Annotated in this window: 18 protein-coding genes; 8 read left to right on the forward strand and 10 right to left on the reverse strand. The window is 70.5% G+C overall.

Going from position 1 to position 16,649, the window contains the following annotated elements:
• Positions 1-12: 12 nt before the first annotated feature.
• Positions 13-153, forward strand: a complete 141-nt coding sequence (locus ACIBW9_RS25520; RefSeq protein ID WP_398959655.1) for a LuxR C-terminal-related transcriptional regulator — start codon at positions 13-15, stop codon at positions 151-153.
• Between the two features lie 163 nt (positions 154-316).
• Here the strand turns inward: ACIBW9_RS25520 and ACIBW9_RS25525 are convergent, their stop codons facing one another.
• The 4 genes from ACIBW9_RS25525 to ACIBW9_RS25540 all read right to left on the reverse strand — a co-directional run bounded on the left by ACIBW9_RS25525 (position 317) and on the right by ACIBW9_RS25540 (position 5,573).
• Entirely contained in the window at positions 317-2,602 is a 2,286-nt protein-coding gene (locus tag ACIBW9_RS25525) for an ATP-binding protein (RefSeq protein ID WP_398958737.1), read from the reverse strand.
• A 297-nt stretch (positions 2,603-2,899) separates the two neighbouring features.
• Positions 2,900-3,709: an intradiol ring-cleavage dioxygenase gene (locus ACIBW9_RS25530; protein WP_398958739.1), complete on the reverse strand. Its 810-nt coding sequence runs from the start codon at positions 3,707-3,709 to the stop codon at positions 2,900-2,902.
• A 162-nt stretch (positions 3,710-3,871) separates the two neighbouring features.
• Positions 3,872-4,546 carry a pyridoxamine 5'-phosphate oxidase family protein gene (locus tag ACIBW9_RS25535; protein ID WP_398958741.1) on the reverse strand — a complete coding sequence of 225 codons (675 nt, stop codon included), beginning with the start codon at positions 4,544-4,546 and terminating at the stop codon, positions 3,872-3,874.
• A gap of 433 nt (positions 4,547-4,979) precedes the next feature.
• Positions 4,980-5,573, reverse strand: a complete 594-nt coding sequence (locus tag ACIBW9_RS25540) for a VOC family protein (protein ID WP_398959657.1) — start codon at positions 5,571-5,573, stop codon at positions 4,980-4,982.
• 107 nt (positions 5,574-5,680) lie between these two features.
• Between ACIBW9_RS25540 and ACIBW9_RS25545 the strand changes: the two genes are divergently transcribed.
• Complete coding sequence (locus ACIBW9_RS25545; RefSeq protein WP_398958743.1) at positions 5,681-6,226, forward strand: TetR/AcrR family transcriptional regulator; 546 nt, start codon at positions 5,681-5,683, stop codon at positions 6,224-6,226.
• A gap of 99 nt (positions 6,227-6,325) precedes the next feature.
• Positions 6,326-7,771 (forward strand): MFS transporter, encoded by a 1,446-nt coding sequence (locus ACIBW9_RS25550; protein ID WP_398958745.1) that lies wholly within the window; start codon positions 6,326-6,328, stop codon positions 7,769-7,771.
• Positions 7,772-8,317: 546 nt separating this feature from the next.
• On the opposite strand, the gene ACIBW9_RS25555 is transcribed toward ACIBW9_RS25550, so the two are convergent.
• Positions 8,318-8,689, reverse strand: a complete 372-nt coding sequence (locus ACIBW9_RS25555; RefSeq protein WP_398958747.1) for a VOC family protein — start codon at positions 8,687-8,689, stop codon at positions 8,318-8,320.
• A 59-nt stretch (positions 8,690-8,748) separates the two neighbouring features.
• On the opposite strand from ACIBW9_RS25555, the gene ACIBW9_RS25560 reads away from it, so the two are divergent.
• Complete coding sequence (locus ACIBW9_RS25560) at positions 8,749-8,925, forward strand: hypothetical protein (protein ID WP_398958749.1); 177 nt, start codon at positions 8,749-8,751, stop codon at positions 8,923-8,925.
• Between the two features lie 217 nt (positions 8,926-9,142).
• On the opposite strand, the gene ACIBW9_RS25565 is transcribed toward ACIBW9_RS25560, so the two are convergent.
• The 3 genes from ACIBW9_RS25565 to ACIBW9_RS25575 are packed head-to-tail and all read right to left on the reverse strand — an operon-like array spanning position 9,143 to position 11,398.
• Entirely contained in the window at positions 9,143-9,850 is a 708-nt protein-coding gene (locus ACIBW9_RS25565; protein WP_398958751.1) for a B3/4 domain-containing protein, read from the reverse strand.
• A gap of 35 nt (positions 9,851-9,885) precedes the next feature.
• Entirely contained in the window at positions 9,886-10,533 is a 648-nt protein-coding gene (locus tag ACIBW9_RS25570; protein WP_398958753.1) for an FMN-binding negative transcriptional regulator, read from the reverse strand.
• 28 nt (positions 10,534-10,561) lie between these two features.
• A complete protein-coding gene (locus ACIBW9_RS25575; protein ID WP_398958755.1) occupies positions 10,562-11,398 on the reverse strand; it encodes an EamA family transporter in 837 nt (278 codons plus the stop codon).
• 116 nt (positions 11,399-11,514) lie between these two features.
• On the opposite strand from ACIBW9_RS25575, the gene ACIBW9_RS25580 reads away from it, so the two are divergent.
• Together ACIBW9_RS25580 and ACIBW9_RS25585 are read left to right on the forward strand one after the other, a co-directional pair.
• Entirely contained in the window at positions 11,515-12,099 is a 585-nt protein-coding gene (locus ACIBW9_RS25580) for a helix-turn-helix domain-containing protein (RefSeq protein WP_398958756.1), read from the forward strand.
• Between the two features lie 104 nt (positions 12,100-12,203).
• Positions 12,204-13,121 carry a DUF6891 domain-containing protein gene (locus ACIBW9_RS25585; RefSeq protein ID WP_398958758.1) on the forward strand — a complete coding sequence of 306 codons (918 nt, stop codon included), beginning with the start codon at positions 12,204-12,206 and terminating at the stop codon, positions 13,119-13,121.
• A 98-nt stretch (positions 13,122-13,219) separates the two neighbouring features.
• On the opposite strand, the gene ACIBW9_RS25590 is transcribed toward ACIBW9_RS25585, so the two are convergent.
• Positions 13,220-14,464 carry a cytochrome P450 gene (locus tag ACIBW9_RS25590; protein ID WP_398958760.1) on the reverse strand — a complete coding sequence of 415 codons (1,245 nt, stop codon included), beginning with the start codon at positions 14,462-14,464 and terminating at the stop codon, positions 13,220-13,222.
• A 179-nt stretch (positions 14,465-14,643) separates the two neighbouring features.
• Between ACIBW9_RS25590 and ACIBW9_RS25595 the strand changes: the two genes are divergently transcribed.
• A complete protein-coding gene (locus tag ACIBW9_RS25595) occupies positions 14,644-15,186 on the forward strand; it encodes an MOSC domain-containing protein (protein ID WP_398958762.1) in 543 nt (180 codons plus the stop codon).
• A gap of 132 nt (positions 15,187-15,318) precedes the next feature.
• Here the strand turns inward: ACIBW9_RS25595 and ACIBW9_RS25600 are convergent, their stop codons facing one another.
• Positions 15,319-15,603, reverse strand: coding sequence for a fibronectin type III-like domain-contianing protein (locus ACIBW9_RS25600; RefSeq protein WP_398959659.1), 285 nt, complete (start codon positions 15,601-15,603; stop codon positions 15,319-15,321).
• A 66-nt stretch (positions 15,604-15,669) separates the two neighbouring features.
• On the opposite strand from ACIBW9_RS25600, the gene ACIBW9_RS25605 reads away from it, so the two are divergent.
• Positions 15,670-16,602 carry an NADP-dependent oxidoreductase gene (locus ACIBW9_RS25605; RefSeq protein WP_398959661.1) on the forward strand — a complete coding sequence of 311 codons (933 nt, stop codon included), beginning with the start codon at positions 15,670-15,672 and terminating at the stop codon, positions 16,600-16,602.
• Positions 16,603-16,649: the final 47 nt, after the last annotated feature.

Consider the following 16,649-nt stretch of genomic DNA (forward strand, 5'->3'; position numbering starts at 1 on the left):
TCGACCCGGGAGATCGTGGAGCGGCTCCACGTTTCCGCCTACACCGTCCAGGAGCACCTGACAGCCGTCTTCGCCCGGTTCGGAGTCCACAGCCGACGGGAGCTCATCGCCGCGCTCCTCTCCTCGCGCCGCCCGAGCCAGGAGGAGCGATGAGCGGGCCTTCCCGGCGGGGAACTGTTCGACGGGGTTCGCGATGGGCGAGTCTCGCAGATCAGCGCCAGGCGACGCCCCGAGCCAAGGCAGGCTCCGGACGACGCCATCTGGGACTCCTGTGGCCCTGCCAGTCGATGACCACGCACTTGTGGACGCCGACGACTCAGGCATCGTGGGCCGGCGGTCGGACCACCCGTGTGGCCACCCACAGGGCGATCCGTGTGCGTGACCGCAGGCCCAGCTTGTCGCGCACCTTGTCCAGGTGTGTGGCGACCGTATGGATCGAAAGACCGAGCCGCTCAGCGATCTGACGGTTGGTCAGCCCGTCGGCGACGAGCTCGGCCACCATGAACTCCCTTCCGGTGAGCGTCGGTCGGCCGTCGACGGCCTCTACGGCGCGTGTCGCCGTTCGATGGTCGGCGCTCCTTGTCCGCAGCGCGTACGCGACAAGGCGATCCACGGGCAGCCGACGGCCGCAGCTGACGGCCGCGTCCCGAGCGGATGTCGGCAGCCGTGTGCTGATACGGGTCACCGTTCGTTCCACCTGGCGTCGCCATGGTGCCTCGGAGACGGTGTCGAGGCGGCGGCGTGCCTGCGCGCTCGCCTCGTACAGCATGAGGGCCCGTCGCGTGTCCCCGCTCTCGGCGGCCACGAGCGCCAGGCCCTCCACCGGGTAGAGCGCATGAAAACTTCCTTCGGGGACGATCCGCAGCACCTCCCCGAACAGCGCCTCGGCGCTGTCCAGTTGCCCGAGGGCCAGCCGCACGGCGCCCGCCGTGTGCAGAGCGGCCGCGACCTGGTTCCACGGAGCGTGGCTTCTGAGCACGGGCAGGCAGCGGGACATGAGGGTGTCGGCCTCCTGCGCCCCGCCCGCTTGGAGCAGCGCCCAGGCCAGGTGATGGGTGCACCAAGCCGTGTCCCTGGGTCTTCCCAGCGTGCCGACGACTTCCAGGCACTCCCGCAGATCGTCCACGGCCGCGTCGAATTCCCCGCGGCACAGCCGCGCCGCGGCCCGCGCGTCCAGGGCGTTGGCAAGTCCGGCGGGGTGAGCGCGCATGCGCTCCACGGCCACCGCCTGCTCGCCGAGGTCCAGCGCCTGCACCGGATCGGCCCGCTGACAGGCCACGCGCGCCGCGAGCGCCGGTACCGCCCCGCCGAGCGTCCTGACGCCGTCTTCCCGCAGCAGTCCCGTCAGTAACGCGCGGGCGGCGGACGGCTGTTCCTGCTCGTAGTGCACGCGTGCCAGTTCCAGTTCCAGCCGTCGGCGCGAGACGCCGTCGTGACCGGTGGTGTCGGCCAGAGCCGCCGCGAGGTTGTCCCGTTCCACGGCCAGCGGGCTGCCGGCCTGGTCGGGGAACACCTCTCCGTCGGCCCGGTCCGTCAGTCCGTTCAGCCATACGAGGACCCGTTGCCGGGTGCTGTGCCACTCGCCGGATGCGAGCAGGCGCTCCAGGGCGTAGGCACGGATGGTGCTCAGCTGTCTGAACCGTGCGGTCTCCGCGTCTCCCGCCGTGTCTCCCGAGAGACGTGCGATCAGGGACTTGGCCTCGAGGGCGCACAGGATGCCGAGATTCCGGGACGGGGCGACTCCCTCGGCGGCGCAGACCGCCCGCGCCGCCGCCGTGTCGAACCCGCCGACGAGGACCGCGAGACGCCGGAAGACGGCCTGTTCGGCCGGATCGAGCAGGCGGTGGCTCCAGTCGATCGCGGCGGCCAGCTCGCTGTGGCGGCCGGGGCCGGTCCTGTGCCCGCCTGACAGCAGGGGCAGCTGGGACATCTGGTCGCCCAGTCCTGCCAGGATGTCGTGCGGCGGAAGCGTCCTGGCCCGGCGGGCCGCCAGCTCGACGGCGAGCGTCAGGCCGTCCAGTCTGCGGCAGATCTCGGCAACCGTCCGGCCGTTTCCGCGATGCAGCGTGAACCCTGGCGAACAGCTCGAGGCACGCTCGACGAACAGCCGGACGGCATCCGCCCGCAGAAGGACGTCCGGGTCGTCTCCGGCGTCGGCCGACGGCAGCGACAGCTCACCGACGCGCAGCACGGTCTCCCCGGGCACCCGCAGGGCCTCCCGGCTGGTGGCGAGGATCCGTAACCGAGGGCAGTGACTCAGCAGAGTCGCGACCAGCCGGGCACACGGCTCGGCCAGGTGCTCGCAGTTGTCCAGGATCAGCAGCCGACGGGAGTCGCCGATCGCGTGGATCAGGAGGTCGACACCGGATCGTCCGGCCCGTTCCCCCACGGCCAGAGCGGCGGCGACGGACTGTGCCAGCGCGGCGCCGTCACCCAGCGCGTCGAGTTCGACCAGGTCGACCTGCCCGTGGCGGTCGGGCAGGCCCCTGGCGAACTCCAGCGCCAACCGCGTCTTGCCGACGCCGCCGGCACCGGTCAGCGTCAGGAGCCGTGACGTCCTCAGCAGCGTGCGCAGCCGCGACAGCTCCGCCCGCCGGCCCACGAAGGAATCGAGGGCCGGCGGCAGACCGCTGCCCTGCGCGGTGGCCGTCAGCGAGCGGGAAGCGCCCTGTGCGGGCGGTGACAGGGCCGTCTGCGCCCGGCTTGAATCCGGGCGCGCCGAGCGTTGCCGGAACGCCCGTTGTCTGCATGCTCCGGAGCAGTAGCGAGCCGGTCGACCACTGCGGGGGCGATCGGTCAGCGGCGCACCGCAGGACTCACATGTCATGCTCCGGTCATCCCCGCATCCCGGCCGCCCATGCATGCCGTCCGCCCATGCACGCTGCCCGGGCGTCGGCTGTCAGGGCACGGAGTCGGGATCGATGCCGAGTACGACGGTGCCGGTCACTCCCTTGCCGAGGTCGCTGCCGACCTGCGTGAGCGTCAGCAGGGTCGAGGACCCGCCGTTGCGGTAGATGCCGTCCCTGGCGTTGAGCGTGCGCGTGGCGGTGTTGCTCCGGTAGGGGGCCAAGGCGGCGACCCTGCTGTTGTACGTCTCCGGGAAGTAGAGCTGACCGGTGTGGGAGACGTGGCCTCCCCGGTACTTGCCGTTGGTGACGGTGCCGCCGACATGCGTCTTGACATGGATGTGGAGGGCACGGCCGACGTACCAGCCGGGGTAGATGGTGGTGAATTCGGCGACGCCAGTGGAGTCGGTCAGCTGCACGCCGCGCAGGAAGGTCGTGTCCGGGGTGGAGCCGCCGGCCACGTAGCCGGAGTAGACGCCGAGAGCGTCGCAGTGCCAGATGTCGACCGCCGTGCCGGGCAGCGTGGCGCAGGTCGCGGTGTCGATCACCTTGACGCGGAGGGTGAGGGGAACGCCGGACTTGCCCTCGGTGATGTCCTTGCGGACCGTCTCCAGGTCCAGGTAGTAAGGCCCCTCGGTCTGCTCGGGCGTGAGGACGCAGTCGGCGGCCTGCCGGGCCGGGGCAGCTTCGTTCCGGTTTGCGGCCGAGGCCGCCTGCCCGGACGTGAGCCCCAGAGCGACCGCTCCGAGGGTCGCACCGCCCAGGGCGGCGATGACGGTTCTGCGGCTCGCATCACCCGAGCCGCCGGCCGACTCTGACGCGCGCTCGGGTTCTGTGGAATGGGGTCGGGGGGTGTCAGTCATGCTGGGAGCATGGCGCGCGCGACGGTGCGTGGGATCGATCGGATGACCGGTGAATCGGGTGCGTGACGAAACACACGGCGCCGACGTCAGCTCTCCCGACGACACCTGGGTTGCGGAGCCGCATGCTCGGGGTGTCGACGTGGCGGACTCGCAGGCTGGTCCTCAGCGGGAAGACAGCCGGCGCCCCGACTCGGCTGCGGCACCGAAGTAGTCACCGCCCTTGCGCCTGACGTCGTCCGTGCCCCACGCCTGCTCACCGATGGCGGCCGCGTCGCCGATTCCGTTCGCGTTCTGCCGCAGTGGTGCCTTGACCAGGCGCGGTATGTGCTTGGAGCAGTGGATGTAGGCCTCCTCCACTTCCACCTCCACCCACATCTGGGGCCGGCGGCCGGGCACCGGATCAACGGGCAGATGCGGATACCTCCGGCGCATCGCCTCGTCCGTGACCAACTGCGCCCGGCCGTTGACGTGCAGGCCGATACGGTCCTGAGAGAAGTCGATCATCAGGATGCCGACGTGCGGGTTCTCCCGGATGTTGCCGAGCGAGGCCATGACTCCGTTCCCGCGGTACTCCGGGTACGCCAGGGTCGCCTCGTCAAGCACCCCGAGGAAGCCGGGCGGTCCGGCCCGGAATGTGTTGTCGCACTCGCCGTGGCGGTCCGCGGTGGCGAGGAAGAACATCTCCTGGCGGGTCACGAACTCCTGCATCCGCGGGTTCAGCCGGTCCAGTACCTGCTCGTCGTAGAAGCGGTCCGCGCGGTCGAGGGTGCCCAACTCACGCTGCATCTGGTGTTCGCCGTGGCTTCCGGGGCGGTCGGCCCGCTCGTCGTGATCCAACGATCCTCCTGACAGCGATTCCTTCAGGGCACCAGCCGCGGTGCGCCACGGCCGCGTAGGAGAGCCTAGAGCAGGTCGCTCGTCCTGCCCCTTCGAGGGGCGGCCGCGGGCCTCCTGCCAGGAACAGCGCGCGGCAGGCCACCAGGTCCGTGCTCGCGTTCTCGCGGAGCCTGAGCGCTCGGCGCAGTTGCGGGGCTGTTCGACGCCACCGTCAGTTCGCTCCCGCCCTGCCGGCTGAGCGCGCGGACCAGCTCGACAGGCATCCCCGGCCACGGCGAACCCTCCGACCAGCACGGTGGTCGCCCCGTCCTCGATGCCCGGCCCGCCTTCGTCGGCGTCCTCGCAGCACGGGTGACAGCGCGTCGGAGAGCGGTAGGTGTACGGCGGACGCGACAGAACGCCCACGCAGTCGGCAGGCCCTGGAGGGGGAGGGTCACCCGGTGACGTGAAACTCGTTCCCACCGGCGTCGAGGAACTCGCCGGGTTCCCGGTCGGGTCGGGTGACCTCCAGCCGGAGCCTGTTCCGGGCCTGCTTCGGCGCCGCAGGCGGTCCCATCACCAGTGAGACCGCGCTGGTGGGCCGTCGGCGCAGCCGGACGCCCCAGTCGTGGGACTCGACCGCCTGCCAGTCGGCCTGGGACTGCCAGAAGGTCCGCTGCGCGCAGCGGGCCTCCTCCAGGACGTCGAGGCAGATCGCGACGAGCCCGGAGTCGGTGAGCACGCCGGGGTGCCCGGGGCGCAGCACGCAGAACTCGTTGCCCTCCGGATCGGCCAGCACATCCCACGGGACGTCCCCTTGGCCGATGTCGACCCGCGTTGCACCGACTGTGAGCAGGCGAGCCACCTCGGCCTCCCAGCCCGGCCCCCCGGCCAGGTCGAGGTGCAGTCGGTTCTTGCGCACCGTCTTCGGCTGCGCGGTGGGCACGAAACGCAAGCGCAGGCCGCCCGTTCGCCCCCGCGTCGCGTCCGACCAGAAGCGGTCCATGCGCGCGACGTCCAGCGCGTCGATGACGATCCCCGTCAGCATCCCCACCCCAAAACTGCTGTCGAACCGGCATCCGTCTCATTGTCGCCGCCGCTGTCGGCGGCAGCGCCAGATTGACATAGCCCGGATGCAAGTGGTTGATTACTTTCATGGAGGCAAGGACACGACAGCGTTCCACTGCCGAGGAGCGCCGGGCCACGGTCATGCAGACGGCGATCAAGACGTTCGCCGAGCGCGGGTACTACGGGACGTCGACGATGGACGTGGCCAAGGCCGCCGGCATCTCGCAGGGCTATCTGTACCGGTTGTTCAAGGACAAGGAGACGCTGTTCGCATCCCTGGTCGACCACTGTTCCGCCCGTCTGCGCGAGAGCGCCGCCGCGGCGGCCGCATCGGTGCGGACCACCGACCCGGAAGCGATCCTCAAGGCGCTGACGGCCTCCTACGACGAGGTCATCGCCGACCGGGACGTGCTCATGATCCTCATGCATGCGCAGTGCAGCGCGAGTGAGCCGGTCATCGGTGAGGCGGTGCGGACCTGCTATGCCAAGCAGGTCGAGTACGTCCGCGCCTTGTCCGGAGCCTCCGACGAGCAGATCCGCAGCTATTTCGCCCACGGCCTGCTCAGCAATGTCCTGGTCGCGATCGATGCGGCCGCCGTCGATGCACCTTGGACGCGCACCCTGCGCGCCTAGTGTGTGCAGCCCTGCCGGGCCGCTCGAAGCGGCCCCTTTTTTTGGAGCCAGATGTAAGCGGTCAACCGCTTACATAAGCGTCTCGAAAGGTTCTGGTTCATGTCACCCCACTCCAAGCCGCGCTCGACGGGGCTGCTGCTCGCCCTGCTGGCGTTCGCACAGTTCATCAGCGCTATCGACTACAACATCGTCTATGTCGCCCTGCCCGAGATCGGACGCGAGGTCGGCTTCGACGCGCAGAACCTGCAGTGGGTCGTCAGTGGCTACGCGGTCGCCTTCGGCGGCTTCCTGCTGCTCGGCGGCCGGGCCGCCGACCTCCTCGGTCACCGCCGCATGTTCACCACCGCCCTGGTCCTTTACGGCCTGTCCTCCTTGGCCGGCGGACTGGCCACCGACCCAGGGCTGCTCGTGGCCGCCCGCGCGGTCCAGGGCCTCGGCGGCGCCCTGCTGCTGCCCGCCACGCTCTCCCTGATCGCCACCACCTTCACCGAGGGTGCCGAACGCAACCGGGCCCTCGCGATCTGGGGCGGCGCCGGCGCCGTCGGTCTGGCACTCGGCTCCCTGCTGGGCGGTGTCCTGACCAGCTACCTCGGCTGGGAGTCCGTCTTCTACGTCAACGTCCCCCTCGCCCTGGGCGCCGCCGCAGCGGCTTTCTCGGTCATCGCCAAGGACGCACCACGTGAGCGGGGCCGCGGCTTCGACCTGACCGGCGCGCTGACCGCCACGGTCGGCTTCAGCGCCCTCGTCTTCGGCGTCGTCCAGGGCCCCGAGGCCGGCTGGGGCTCCGCCGAGACGCTCATCGCCCTCCTGGGCGGCGCGCTGTTCATCGGACTGTTCCTGATCGTCGAGTCCCGCACCGCGCACCCGCTGATGCCGCTGCGCCTGTTCCGCAACCGCAGCCTGGTCGCCGCGATGGGCATCACCTTCGTCTTCATGGGCACCTTCGGCGCCCAGTACTACTTCTTCACCGTCTACCTGCAGAACGTACGCGGCTACGGCGCCCTGGCCACCGGCCTGGCGTTCCTGCCCTCGGCGCTGGTGGGCATGGTCGGCACCAAGCTGAGCGAGAGGCTTCTCGGCAAGGTCGGTCCCCGCACGACGATCGTCACCGGTCTGCTCGTGGGCGCCGCCGGCATGGCCGTCCTGGCGCTGGGCATGTCCCCGAACGGCGACTATCCGGCCCTGCTGCCCGGCGTGGTCCTGCTCAGCCTCGGCCAGGGAATCGCCTGGACCGCGATGTTCGTCGCGGCCACCAGCGGAGTCGACGCCCGCCACCAGGGCATCGCCTCGGCCATGGCTTCCACCACTCAGCAGATCGGCTCTGCCGTCGGCCTGGCGATCCTGGTGGCCATCGCCAACAGCGGCGTCGAGATCAGCACCGGCCCGGGCCTCGTCCCCGGCCTGCGCACCGCGGGGTTCACCGCCAGCGCCCTCACCCTCCTCGGCGTGGCCATCGCCCTGACCCTGCGCCGACCCGGCACCACGCCTGCGGCACCCACCCCGACGCAGACCCCGGAGAAGAAGGAAACCGGGGTCCCCGCCTGAACCAAGGACGTCGCCGATCGCCCCGCCCATCGCGAGGGCGATCGGCCTCGACGTCGTGCCGCCGCGCAGGTTCCGCCGTCCAGACGACGAGTTCACCGGCGACCGGACGGTGGAACCTCGAAGTCCTGGTCCCGCACGGAAAGTTGGCCTACCAGACTGGTCGGCTGCGCGTCGTCGGGGTGCCGGTCGGTCGGCCAGTACGGGGGGATGGGACACGCCTGCACGGGCAGCAGTGCGCAGTCGGCGTAAACGAACATTCGGGCTCAAATCGGCTGTGCGGGCCTTGAGGAGGTCTCCCAGTTCGTTTGGTAGGCGTCGCTGACCATGTCGGTCGATTTCGCACCGCGACTCCCGACGAGAGGGAGGCGTCTGCGTGGCGGCGACCTGGGCCTCCCCACTGTGAACCCGGCGAGACGGGCAGGGCTGCTGCCGGCCCCCGGGGCAAGTGCTCTCGGAAGGTACGGCTGAAAGTCGGGACGCCTCAATCCCTGAACGCACGCCAAAAACTGTCCCGCAATGACCGAAGCGAGGTGTGGACGCCGGTCGTCACGCCTCCTGGTAGAGGTTGACGATGTTGCCTTCTGGATCGCGCAGCCACACTGAACGGCGCCCCCACGGCTGGGTTGTCGGCGGCTTGAGGATTTCAACGCCTCGAGCCAACAGTCGTTCGTGGCGTGCGTCCACGTCGGTGACCTGGAACTCCAGGGTGAAGCCTCCACTCGCAGCGGTGGCCATCGATCCGGGCACCATCGACTCCATGCCCTGTGTGGAGAAGAACGAGAGGACGGCGCCGGGGACCGTCACCCGGGCGAAGGGATCGCTCCCTTCGACATCTGCCTCCAGGACAGCGGCATAGAAGGCGGCGAGGGCCGCAACATCGTCAGTGATCAGCGCGGTGCCCGTGAAGTGTGGCTGCATCCGGGCATCGTAGGTCGAGGGTCGGACACCGGGCCCTGGTACCGGAAGAAGTCTGCTGGTTGTGGCCGACGATCTCGGCGTGGAAGGACGTCGCCGCGCCGGGCGGACTCACCCGGACCTGGCTGAAACAGTGGCAGTCGTCCTGCGGCACCCCGCGCTGGGAGTCCACCGCCTCGGGAAAACGGTTCGGGAAGACCTGCGCCGGCAGCGGTTCGTCCGTCATGGCGCAACGATAGGGACGCGGCGTCCGTGCGGCACTCTCCGAACATATGTGAACGCACCGGTCGGCACGGCCCGCACCTCCACGAACGGACGGCGCCAGCCGACCACGCCGGCCCACTTGATGCGGCTGCACTGGGAACCGTTGCCCCAGGCTGCGGCACGCCACCGGGCGTGGGCCCACCTGATCCCTGATCCGGAGCGCCGCACCCCGCAACGGCAAACGCACGTAGCTCAGGCAGTGGCCTCCGGCTGCGAAGGGCTGAGGTAGGACACGGTGGTTCGGTCGGCGTGCGGGGCGAGCAGGGCCTGCAGTTCGTCGGCCGCGAGCTTGAGGAGGTTGCCGTCGCGGTCGGCATGGAGGGTTTCGAGGAGGAAGGCGACGTGCGTGGAGTCCTCGGTGACGCGGGTGCGGTGGGCGTCGCGGTGGTTCCAGTGGCGGGTCAGGACGCCAGCGGTGTCGGCGTAGATGATCTCGCCGGGCTTGGGGTGCTCGACGGTGTCGGGTTCGCCGAGCGGGGTGAAGGACTCGGTGCCGTCCGCGTGGCGGATGTCGACGTCGCCGGTGACGTGGTCGAGGTCGAAGGCGCCGGCGGGCAGGCCGTGCCGTACGGAGACGGCGTTGTAGGAGTCGACCGCGGGGTTGATGCGCGGCAGGCTCCCCCTCTTCGCCAGGCGGCGGCCGAGCGCGTCGACGCTGGGGCGGATGCGGCGGGGGTTGGTGCCGAAGGAGCGGTAGGCGGCGTGCCAGGCCTCGATACGGGGGTCGGTCTCGTCGGCGGGCTGCCAGGTGCCGTCGGCGAGTTGCCGCTCCAGTTCCTCGACGGCCGCGGCGGTGTGCGGCCAGGACTCGCGCCCGCGCAGGCCGGTGGCGGTGACCAGGGCGATCAGGGTGTCGGGGAAGGCTTCGGCGACGGCGGGGGTGATGCGGAAGGTGGGCATGGGCGGTGTTTTCCGTTTCCTGCGGACGGTGGCGGTCAGGACTTCCAGGGACCGATGCGGTCCAGGCGGCGCAGCTGCTGGCGGGCGGTGGGCACGTCCAGGCCCTGGCCGCGCTCGGCGAGGCGCTCGGCGACGGTGCTGCGGTGTTCGAGGGGCTTGTGGTCGTCGTACTTGAACTTGGCCCGTACGTCGGTGACTTCGAGGCGCAGCCCACGGATGCCCGAGAGTATCCGGCCGTACGGCGGCTCGTCGACGGCTATGGGTGCATGGTCGCCGTCCGGCTGGAAGTGCGCGAGCTGGCGGCGCAGCAGCTCTGCCTTGGCCTCGGGGTCGTCGACGATCTCGGCGCGGCAGGTGAACTGGACGGCCGCGTAGTAGCTGGTGGGGACGCCGTCGGTGGGTGGGATGCCGGGCGCGGCCCGCCAGGGGCCGGGAATGAAGGCGTAGTCGCCGATGACGGTGAAGACCACGTTCGGGTCGTGCTCGATCGCCTTCCAGACCGGGTTGGGCCTGGCGAGGTGGACCAGGAGACGGGTTCCGTCGCAGGTGAAGTGGGTGGGGACGACCATGGGCGGGTGGCCCGGCAGGCCGTTGACGCTGAGCTGTCCGAAGTCGTGGCCGTCGGCGATCCAGGCTTGCCATTCTTCCTCGTCCAGGCCGGCGTCCCACGGGTGGACCAGCATGCTCATCTCCTTGGTTGTGCGGGTCTGCTCAGGTCAGAGCGAGGAGGCTGACGGCGACGGCGGCGACGCCGAGACCGGCGAGCTGGCCGCGGTGGACGCGTTCGGCGAGCACGCCGCGGGCGAGCAGGAGGGTACCGGCCGGATAGAGGGCGGTGATGACGGCGACGACGGTGAGGTCCCCGCTGCGGGCGGCGAGCAGGAACAGCAAGTTCGCCATGGAGTCCAGCACACCCGCGGTCGCCGACAGCGCGTAGGCGGGTCGCTCGGGGCCCAGCCTGCGGTGCATCAGCCCGGCCGCGACCAGGGTGACGGCCGAGGAGACGGCGCGGCCGATGATCAGCGGGGCGACTCCGCTGTCGGAGGGCGTCTGGTGCAGGAAGACCAGCTGCAGGGCGATGGCGGCACCCGCGCCGAAGGCCAGGAGCAGCGCCGTACGGGAGGGACGGGCCGAGCCCGCGCCGTCTCCGGCGCTGACCAGCACCACGGCCACCAGCGCGAGCGGCAGGCCCACCGCTCCGGCGGTGGTCAGGTGTTCACCCTGCAGCAGTCCTACGCCGACGGGCAGCGCGGCGGACACCAGCGCGGTCAGCGGCGAGAGCACGTTCATCGGGCCGATCGCCAGCGTGCGGTACAGCAGGGCGAACGCGGCAGCGGAAGCCACACCCGAGGCGGCGCCCCAGCCCACGGCCGCCGGGCTGAAGGAGGCGCCGAGCAGCGGCCACAGCAGCAGCTCGACCGCGAGACTGGCCGGGGCGGCGACCATCACCGTCCGCAGCACATGGGCTTTCCGGGCGCCGAGACCGCCGAGGAAGTCGGCGCACCCGTACGCGAGAGAGCTGCCCAGGGCCAGCAGCAGAGCGATCACAGCACAATCCCTTACCATTCAGTGGAACGACCGCACCGTACAGCAAACCGACTTAGGGTTGCAACCGATCGACCGTGCGGTGCAGTGGAATGTCCGGTGGCAGGGAAGGTGACCAGGTGACGGAGACGGCCGCAGCGCTGCGAACGGTCGCGCACAACGTCCGGGCGGCACGCATGCGCGCGGGCCTGTCCCTGGACGAGCTCAGCCGCCGGGCCCAGGTCAGCAAGGGCGCCCTGGTGGGACTGGAGAAAGCCCAGGGCAACCCCAACCTGGCCACCCTGGTCAGGCTCGCCGACACTCTGGGCATCTCGGTGTCCGCCCTGATGCAGGGATCGCCCGAAGGCCGGGTACGGGTCGTGGCCGCCGACGCCGTGACACCCCTGTGGACGGGGGAGCGGGGCGGCGAGGCCCGGCTCATGCTGACGACCTCGGGACCGGCTCCGGTCGAGGTCTGGCGCTGGCGGCTGCAACCGGGTGAGGAGTACCCCAGCCATCCCCACCAGGCCGGCGTCGTGGAGACCGTCAGCGTCACCTCCGGCCGGTTGACCCTGGTCGTCGACGGCGCTGAGCACACCGTCGAGGCCGGCCAGACCGCCACGTTCGACGGCGACACCCCGCACACCTACCGCGGGGCGGGCACCGAGACCTGCCACCTGATCATGACGGTCCACCTTCCGCCCGGCCCGGCACCGACGACCTGACCCGAGGCCGGGCACCCGTCACAGCGCCGCGGCCGCCGCCGGCATGCGCGATTCGGAGGCGTCCCGGGAGATCCGTACTGAGAGGGGTGTGTCAGAGTCTGCCCATGCTCGAGATCGTGGTGAGGACCGAGAACCGGGAACGGCACGTCCGCGTGTCCGCCGATGAGCTGGCCGGGTTGGTCCGCAGAATCGGTGCCGGCGGTGACCGGTTCCTGGTGGTCCAGCGGATACCCGACCTGCCAGACGTCTTCGTCCAGGTCTGGCACGAGACCGGCGCTGACTACACGTTGGAACACCGCGACGGTGCCGCCGACCGGCACTTCCAGGCGCTGGTCGGCGGGCCCGAAGCCGTGATCGCGGCGATCACCGGCTGGGCCCGCCGGGAGGCCGGCTGGGACGGTGGTCTCGCTTGGTCGCTGCTGGACATGGGCCCCGCCCGCGAAGTGCCGCCGCTCGACCTCGCCGAAAACGAACGCATGGAGTTGGAGAAGCGCGTCCGCGAGGTGCTGGTCGGCGGGTACGCCTCCCGCGCCGAACTGGCCGAGATCGCTGAGGAGTACCTGGTCAGCGAGGACCGTCGGCCGGTTTCGCGCGAGCAATCGGAGGCGCTGGCCGACCGGTTGTGGCTGGAGCGGGTCGCGGAGCAAGCTGCCTGGCAGGGTGAGACCGACCCCGAGCGGCTCACCCGTGCGTTCACCGCCTTGCAGGCGGCCGGGATCACAGCCCGCGAGAACTTCACCTGCTGCCGCAGCTGCGGCCAGTCCGAGATCGGCGGCGAAGCCGGGCCCGACGCCCGTGGTTTCGTCTACTTCCACACCCAGTGCACGGACTCAGCCGCAGCGGGCCACGGACTGATGCTCCTCTACGGCGGCTTCGACGGCTCGTCCGAGACCACTGCAGCCATCGGCCGCGAGGTCGTGACCGCCCTCGAAGCAACCGGCCTGCGCACCGAGTGGGACGGTGACCCCGGCCGGGCCATCACCGTCACCCCTTTGGACTGGCGCCGCCGCCTGGTCGGTTAGGGCCCCGCCCTCCCTCCCCATCACCGATGGGCGTACGGGTCCACGCCCCCTTGGCGTGGAGCGTGGGCCCGCCTACCTGTTTGTCGTGTTCGGGCGGCTCAGCGCAGGCGTACGGGGAGGGAGCGGTGACCGTTGGAGATGAAGGAATCCACCGGCTCCAACTCGTCCTGCTCCACCGCGAGTTGCAGATCCGGGAAACGCTCGAAGAGCGCCGGCAGCGCGATCCGCGCCTCCAGCCGCCCCAGCGGGGCGCCCAGGCAGAAGTGCACGCCGTGGCCGAAGGCCAGGTGCTCCTTGTCGACGCGGGTGACATCGAAGCGGTCCGCGTCGTCGCCGTACTTGCCGGGATGGCGTCCGGCCGCGGCGTACGCGGCCAGGATGGCCTCACCCTTGCCGATCACGACTCCTTCGGGGCCGCCGAACTCGCTCATCGCCAGATCCTCCACGGCGTATCGCAGCGGCAGGCTCGCGACCGGCGCCTCGACGCGCAGCGTCTCCTCGATCACGTCGTCCCAGGAGGCGTGGCCGCCGCGGACGAGCGCGAGTTGGTCGGGGTGGGTGAGCAGTGCGTGGATGGCGTTGTCGATGAGGTTGACCGTGGTTTCGTGGCCCGCGCTGACCATGAGCATCAGGGTGTCGAGGAGTTCCTGCTCACTGAGGCGGGTGCCGCCCTCGTCGTCCCGCGACGCGATGAGGGCGGACGTCAGGTCGTCGCCGGGTGACTCCCTTTTGAAGGCGACGAGTTTGGCGAGTGCCGCGTAGAACCGCGTGTAGATGTCGGTGACCTCCTCCGGAGTGGCGGAGGTGTGGAAGACGCCGTCCACCACGGCCCGTAGCTCTGCACCCTGGTCCTCGGGCAGGCCGAACAGTTCGCTGATGACCTGGATGGGCAACGGGTAGCACAACCCCTCGCGCAGATCGACGACCCGCCCGTCCTGTCCGGCCTGCTCGACCCGGTCCAGCAGGTTCTTGGTGATCTCTTCGACACGAGGCCGGAGCGCGGCGGTGCGGCGTGCGGTGAACGCCTTGGAGACCAGGGCCCGCAGGCGTTTGTGCTCGCCGCCGTACGCGGTGAACATGTTCTGCACCGCGACCCAGGTGAACAGCGGCCATTCCGGGGCGATTTCGCCGTTGATCCAGCGGGTCCAGTGGCGGCGCGCGTCCTTGGAGACGCGCGGGTCGGTCAGCAGACGCTTGAGCAGATCGGGGGAGCTGACGGCCCACGCCGCAACCCCGTCGGGGAGTTCGACCAGGGTCACCGGTCCGCGCTCGCGGATACGGGCGGCTTCGCCGTGAATGTCGCGACCGGCCGGATCGATCACTAACGGGTCGGGATTTCCCATCGCAGCCTCACAGAGTCTCGAACGTCGATACGAAGCGTTACGCTACTTTGCCGTAGCGTTGTCGGGCGAGCCCCCCAAGGCGGCCGTCTGTGCCGGCGGGCCAGGACGGTGAGCTCGGCCAGGACGTCCCCTGGCTAGGCTGGTGGCTGATCACAGTTACCGACGAGGGGGTCCGAGCCATGAGCGGGACAGTGACGGCGGTCAGCAGCAACGGGGACTACTCGTTCACCAAGCCCAACCGGGAGAGCGTCAGACTGCTCGCCGGGCTCGGGGTGGAGGGAGACGTGCACGCCGGTGTGACGGTCAAGCACCGCTCGCGCGTCGCGCAGGATCCCACCCAGCCGAATCTGCGCCAGGTCCACCTCATTCACGAAGAGCTCTTCGCCGAGGTCGGTGAAGAAGGGTTCAAGGTGGCGCCCGGCGAACTCGGCGAGAACATCACCACGCGGGGCATCGATCTGCTCGGTCTGCCGGTCGGCACCTTGCTGCGCATCGGCGCCTCCGCGGTCCTCGAAGTCACCGGCCTGCGCAATCCCTGCCTGCAGATCGACAACTTCCAGAACGGGCTGCTCAAGCAGGTCGTCGGCCGTGACGAGGCGGGGAACATCGTGCGCAAGGCCGGAATCATGAGCATCGTGAGGGAAGGCGGCGAGGTGTTTCCCGGAGACACCATCGAGATGGAACTCCCCAGCGGTCCGCACCGCCCCTTGGAACGGGTCTGACCACGAGGTGGGTTCCGCCGCCATCGGCCGGGCCGTCAGCGAGACCGGCCCGCTCGAAAAAAGGGGACCTTGACCGCCTGCGACTGGGGACGTCGACCCACGTCGCAGGCGGTTCGAGGCAGGCGCGGCAGCTCAGTCGACGTATGCCGGCGTATGCAGCACTCCGGCGTGTCCGACCCGGCGGGTCGGGCCGGTGAGGTGGATGGTGCCGGTGAGCCGGATGTCGGTGCTGGAGGCGCCGAGTCGGACGGTGATCTCGCCGGGTTCGACGATGCGGTGCAGATCGGGGGCGGTGTAGGCGAGGCGGTCGGTGTGCAGGCGGAAGGTGACTCTGCGCTCCTCGCCGGGTGCCAGACGGACCCGGGCGAATCCCGTCAACTGCGTTACGGGTCGCGGCAGTTGTGCGTTTCGGCAAATGAAGGGGACTCAGGCGGAATGTGTCCTTTCGAGCCCGTGTTGCTCTCGGACATGAGCGAAGCAGTGGTGGCAAGCGCGTACGGCGGTCCCGAGGTTCTGTCGGTCATCGACATCGCCGTCCCGGAGCCCGGGCCCGGGCAGGTGCGCATCGCGGTCCGTGCCGCGGGCGTCAATCCCTTCGACCACAAGGTCTACAGCGGTGCCTTCGGAACAGACCCGGCACGGCTGCCGATGCGGCTCGGCACCGAGGCCGCCGGAGTCGTGACCGCGGTGGGCGCGGACGCGAACGGCCCCGCGGGTCCGGTGGAGGTCGGCGACGAGGTGATCGCCTATCGCGCGGTCGGCGCCTACGCCGCCGAACTCGTCGTACCGGCTTCGTCGGTGGTGCCCAAGCCCGCCAGGCTGTCCTGGGAACAGGCCGGTGGACTGATGGCCGCCGGAGTCACCGCCGTGCACGCCCTCGAAGCGATCGGCCTGGGCAAGGGCGAGACGGTGCTGATCCACGGCGCCGCCGGGGGAGTCGGCCTGGCGGCCGTGCAACTGGCGGTGGCACGCGGCGCCACCGTCCTCGGAACCGCGAGCCAGGCCAAGCACGACCTGCTGCGCGACCTGGGCGCGGTCCCGATCACCTACGGGCCCGGACTGGCCGACCGGGTACGGGCGGCGGCGCCGGGCGGCGTCGATGCGGCGGCCGACCTGGTGGGCACCGACGAGGCGGTGGATGTCTCCGTGGAACTCGTGGCCGACCGCGCCCGCATCGCCACCATCGCCGGCTTCGAGCGCGGCGCCCGGGCCGGCATCAAGCTCCTCGGCGGCGCGCCCGGCGCGGACCCGGGCACGGAGGTCCGGGACGCGGCCCGACTGCAGCTCACCGCGGAGGCGGAGGCAGGTCGACTGCGCATCCTGATCGCCGGCACCCACCCGCTGCGCGAAGCCGCCAACGCGCATCGCCAGATCATGACCGGCCACATCACCGGGAAGATCGTACTGATCCCGTAGTGCCGCCGGGAATCTGCCATGGTCGCGGTGATCGGGCGGTGGTGGTG

Origin of the sequence: Streptomyces sp. NPDC049541, from assembly GCF_044465725.1 — a bacterium.
In the GTDB taxonomy this organism is placed as follows: domain Bacteria; phylum Actinomycetota; class Actinomycetes; order Streptomycetales; family Streptomycetaceae; genus Streptomyces.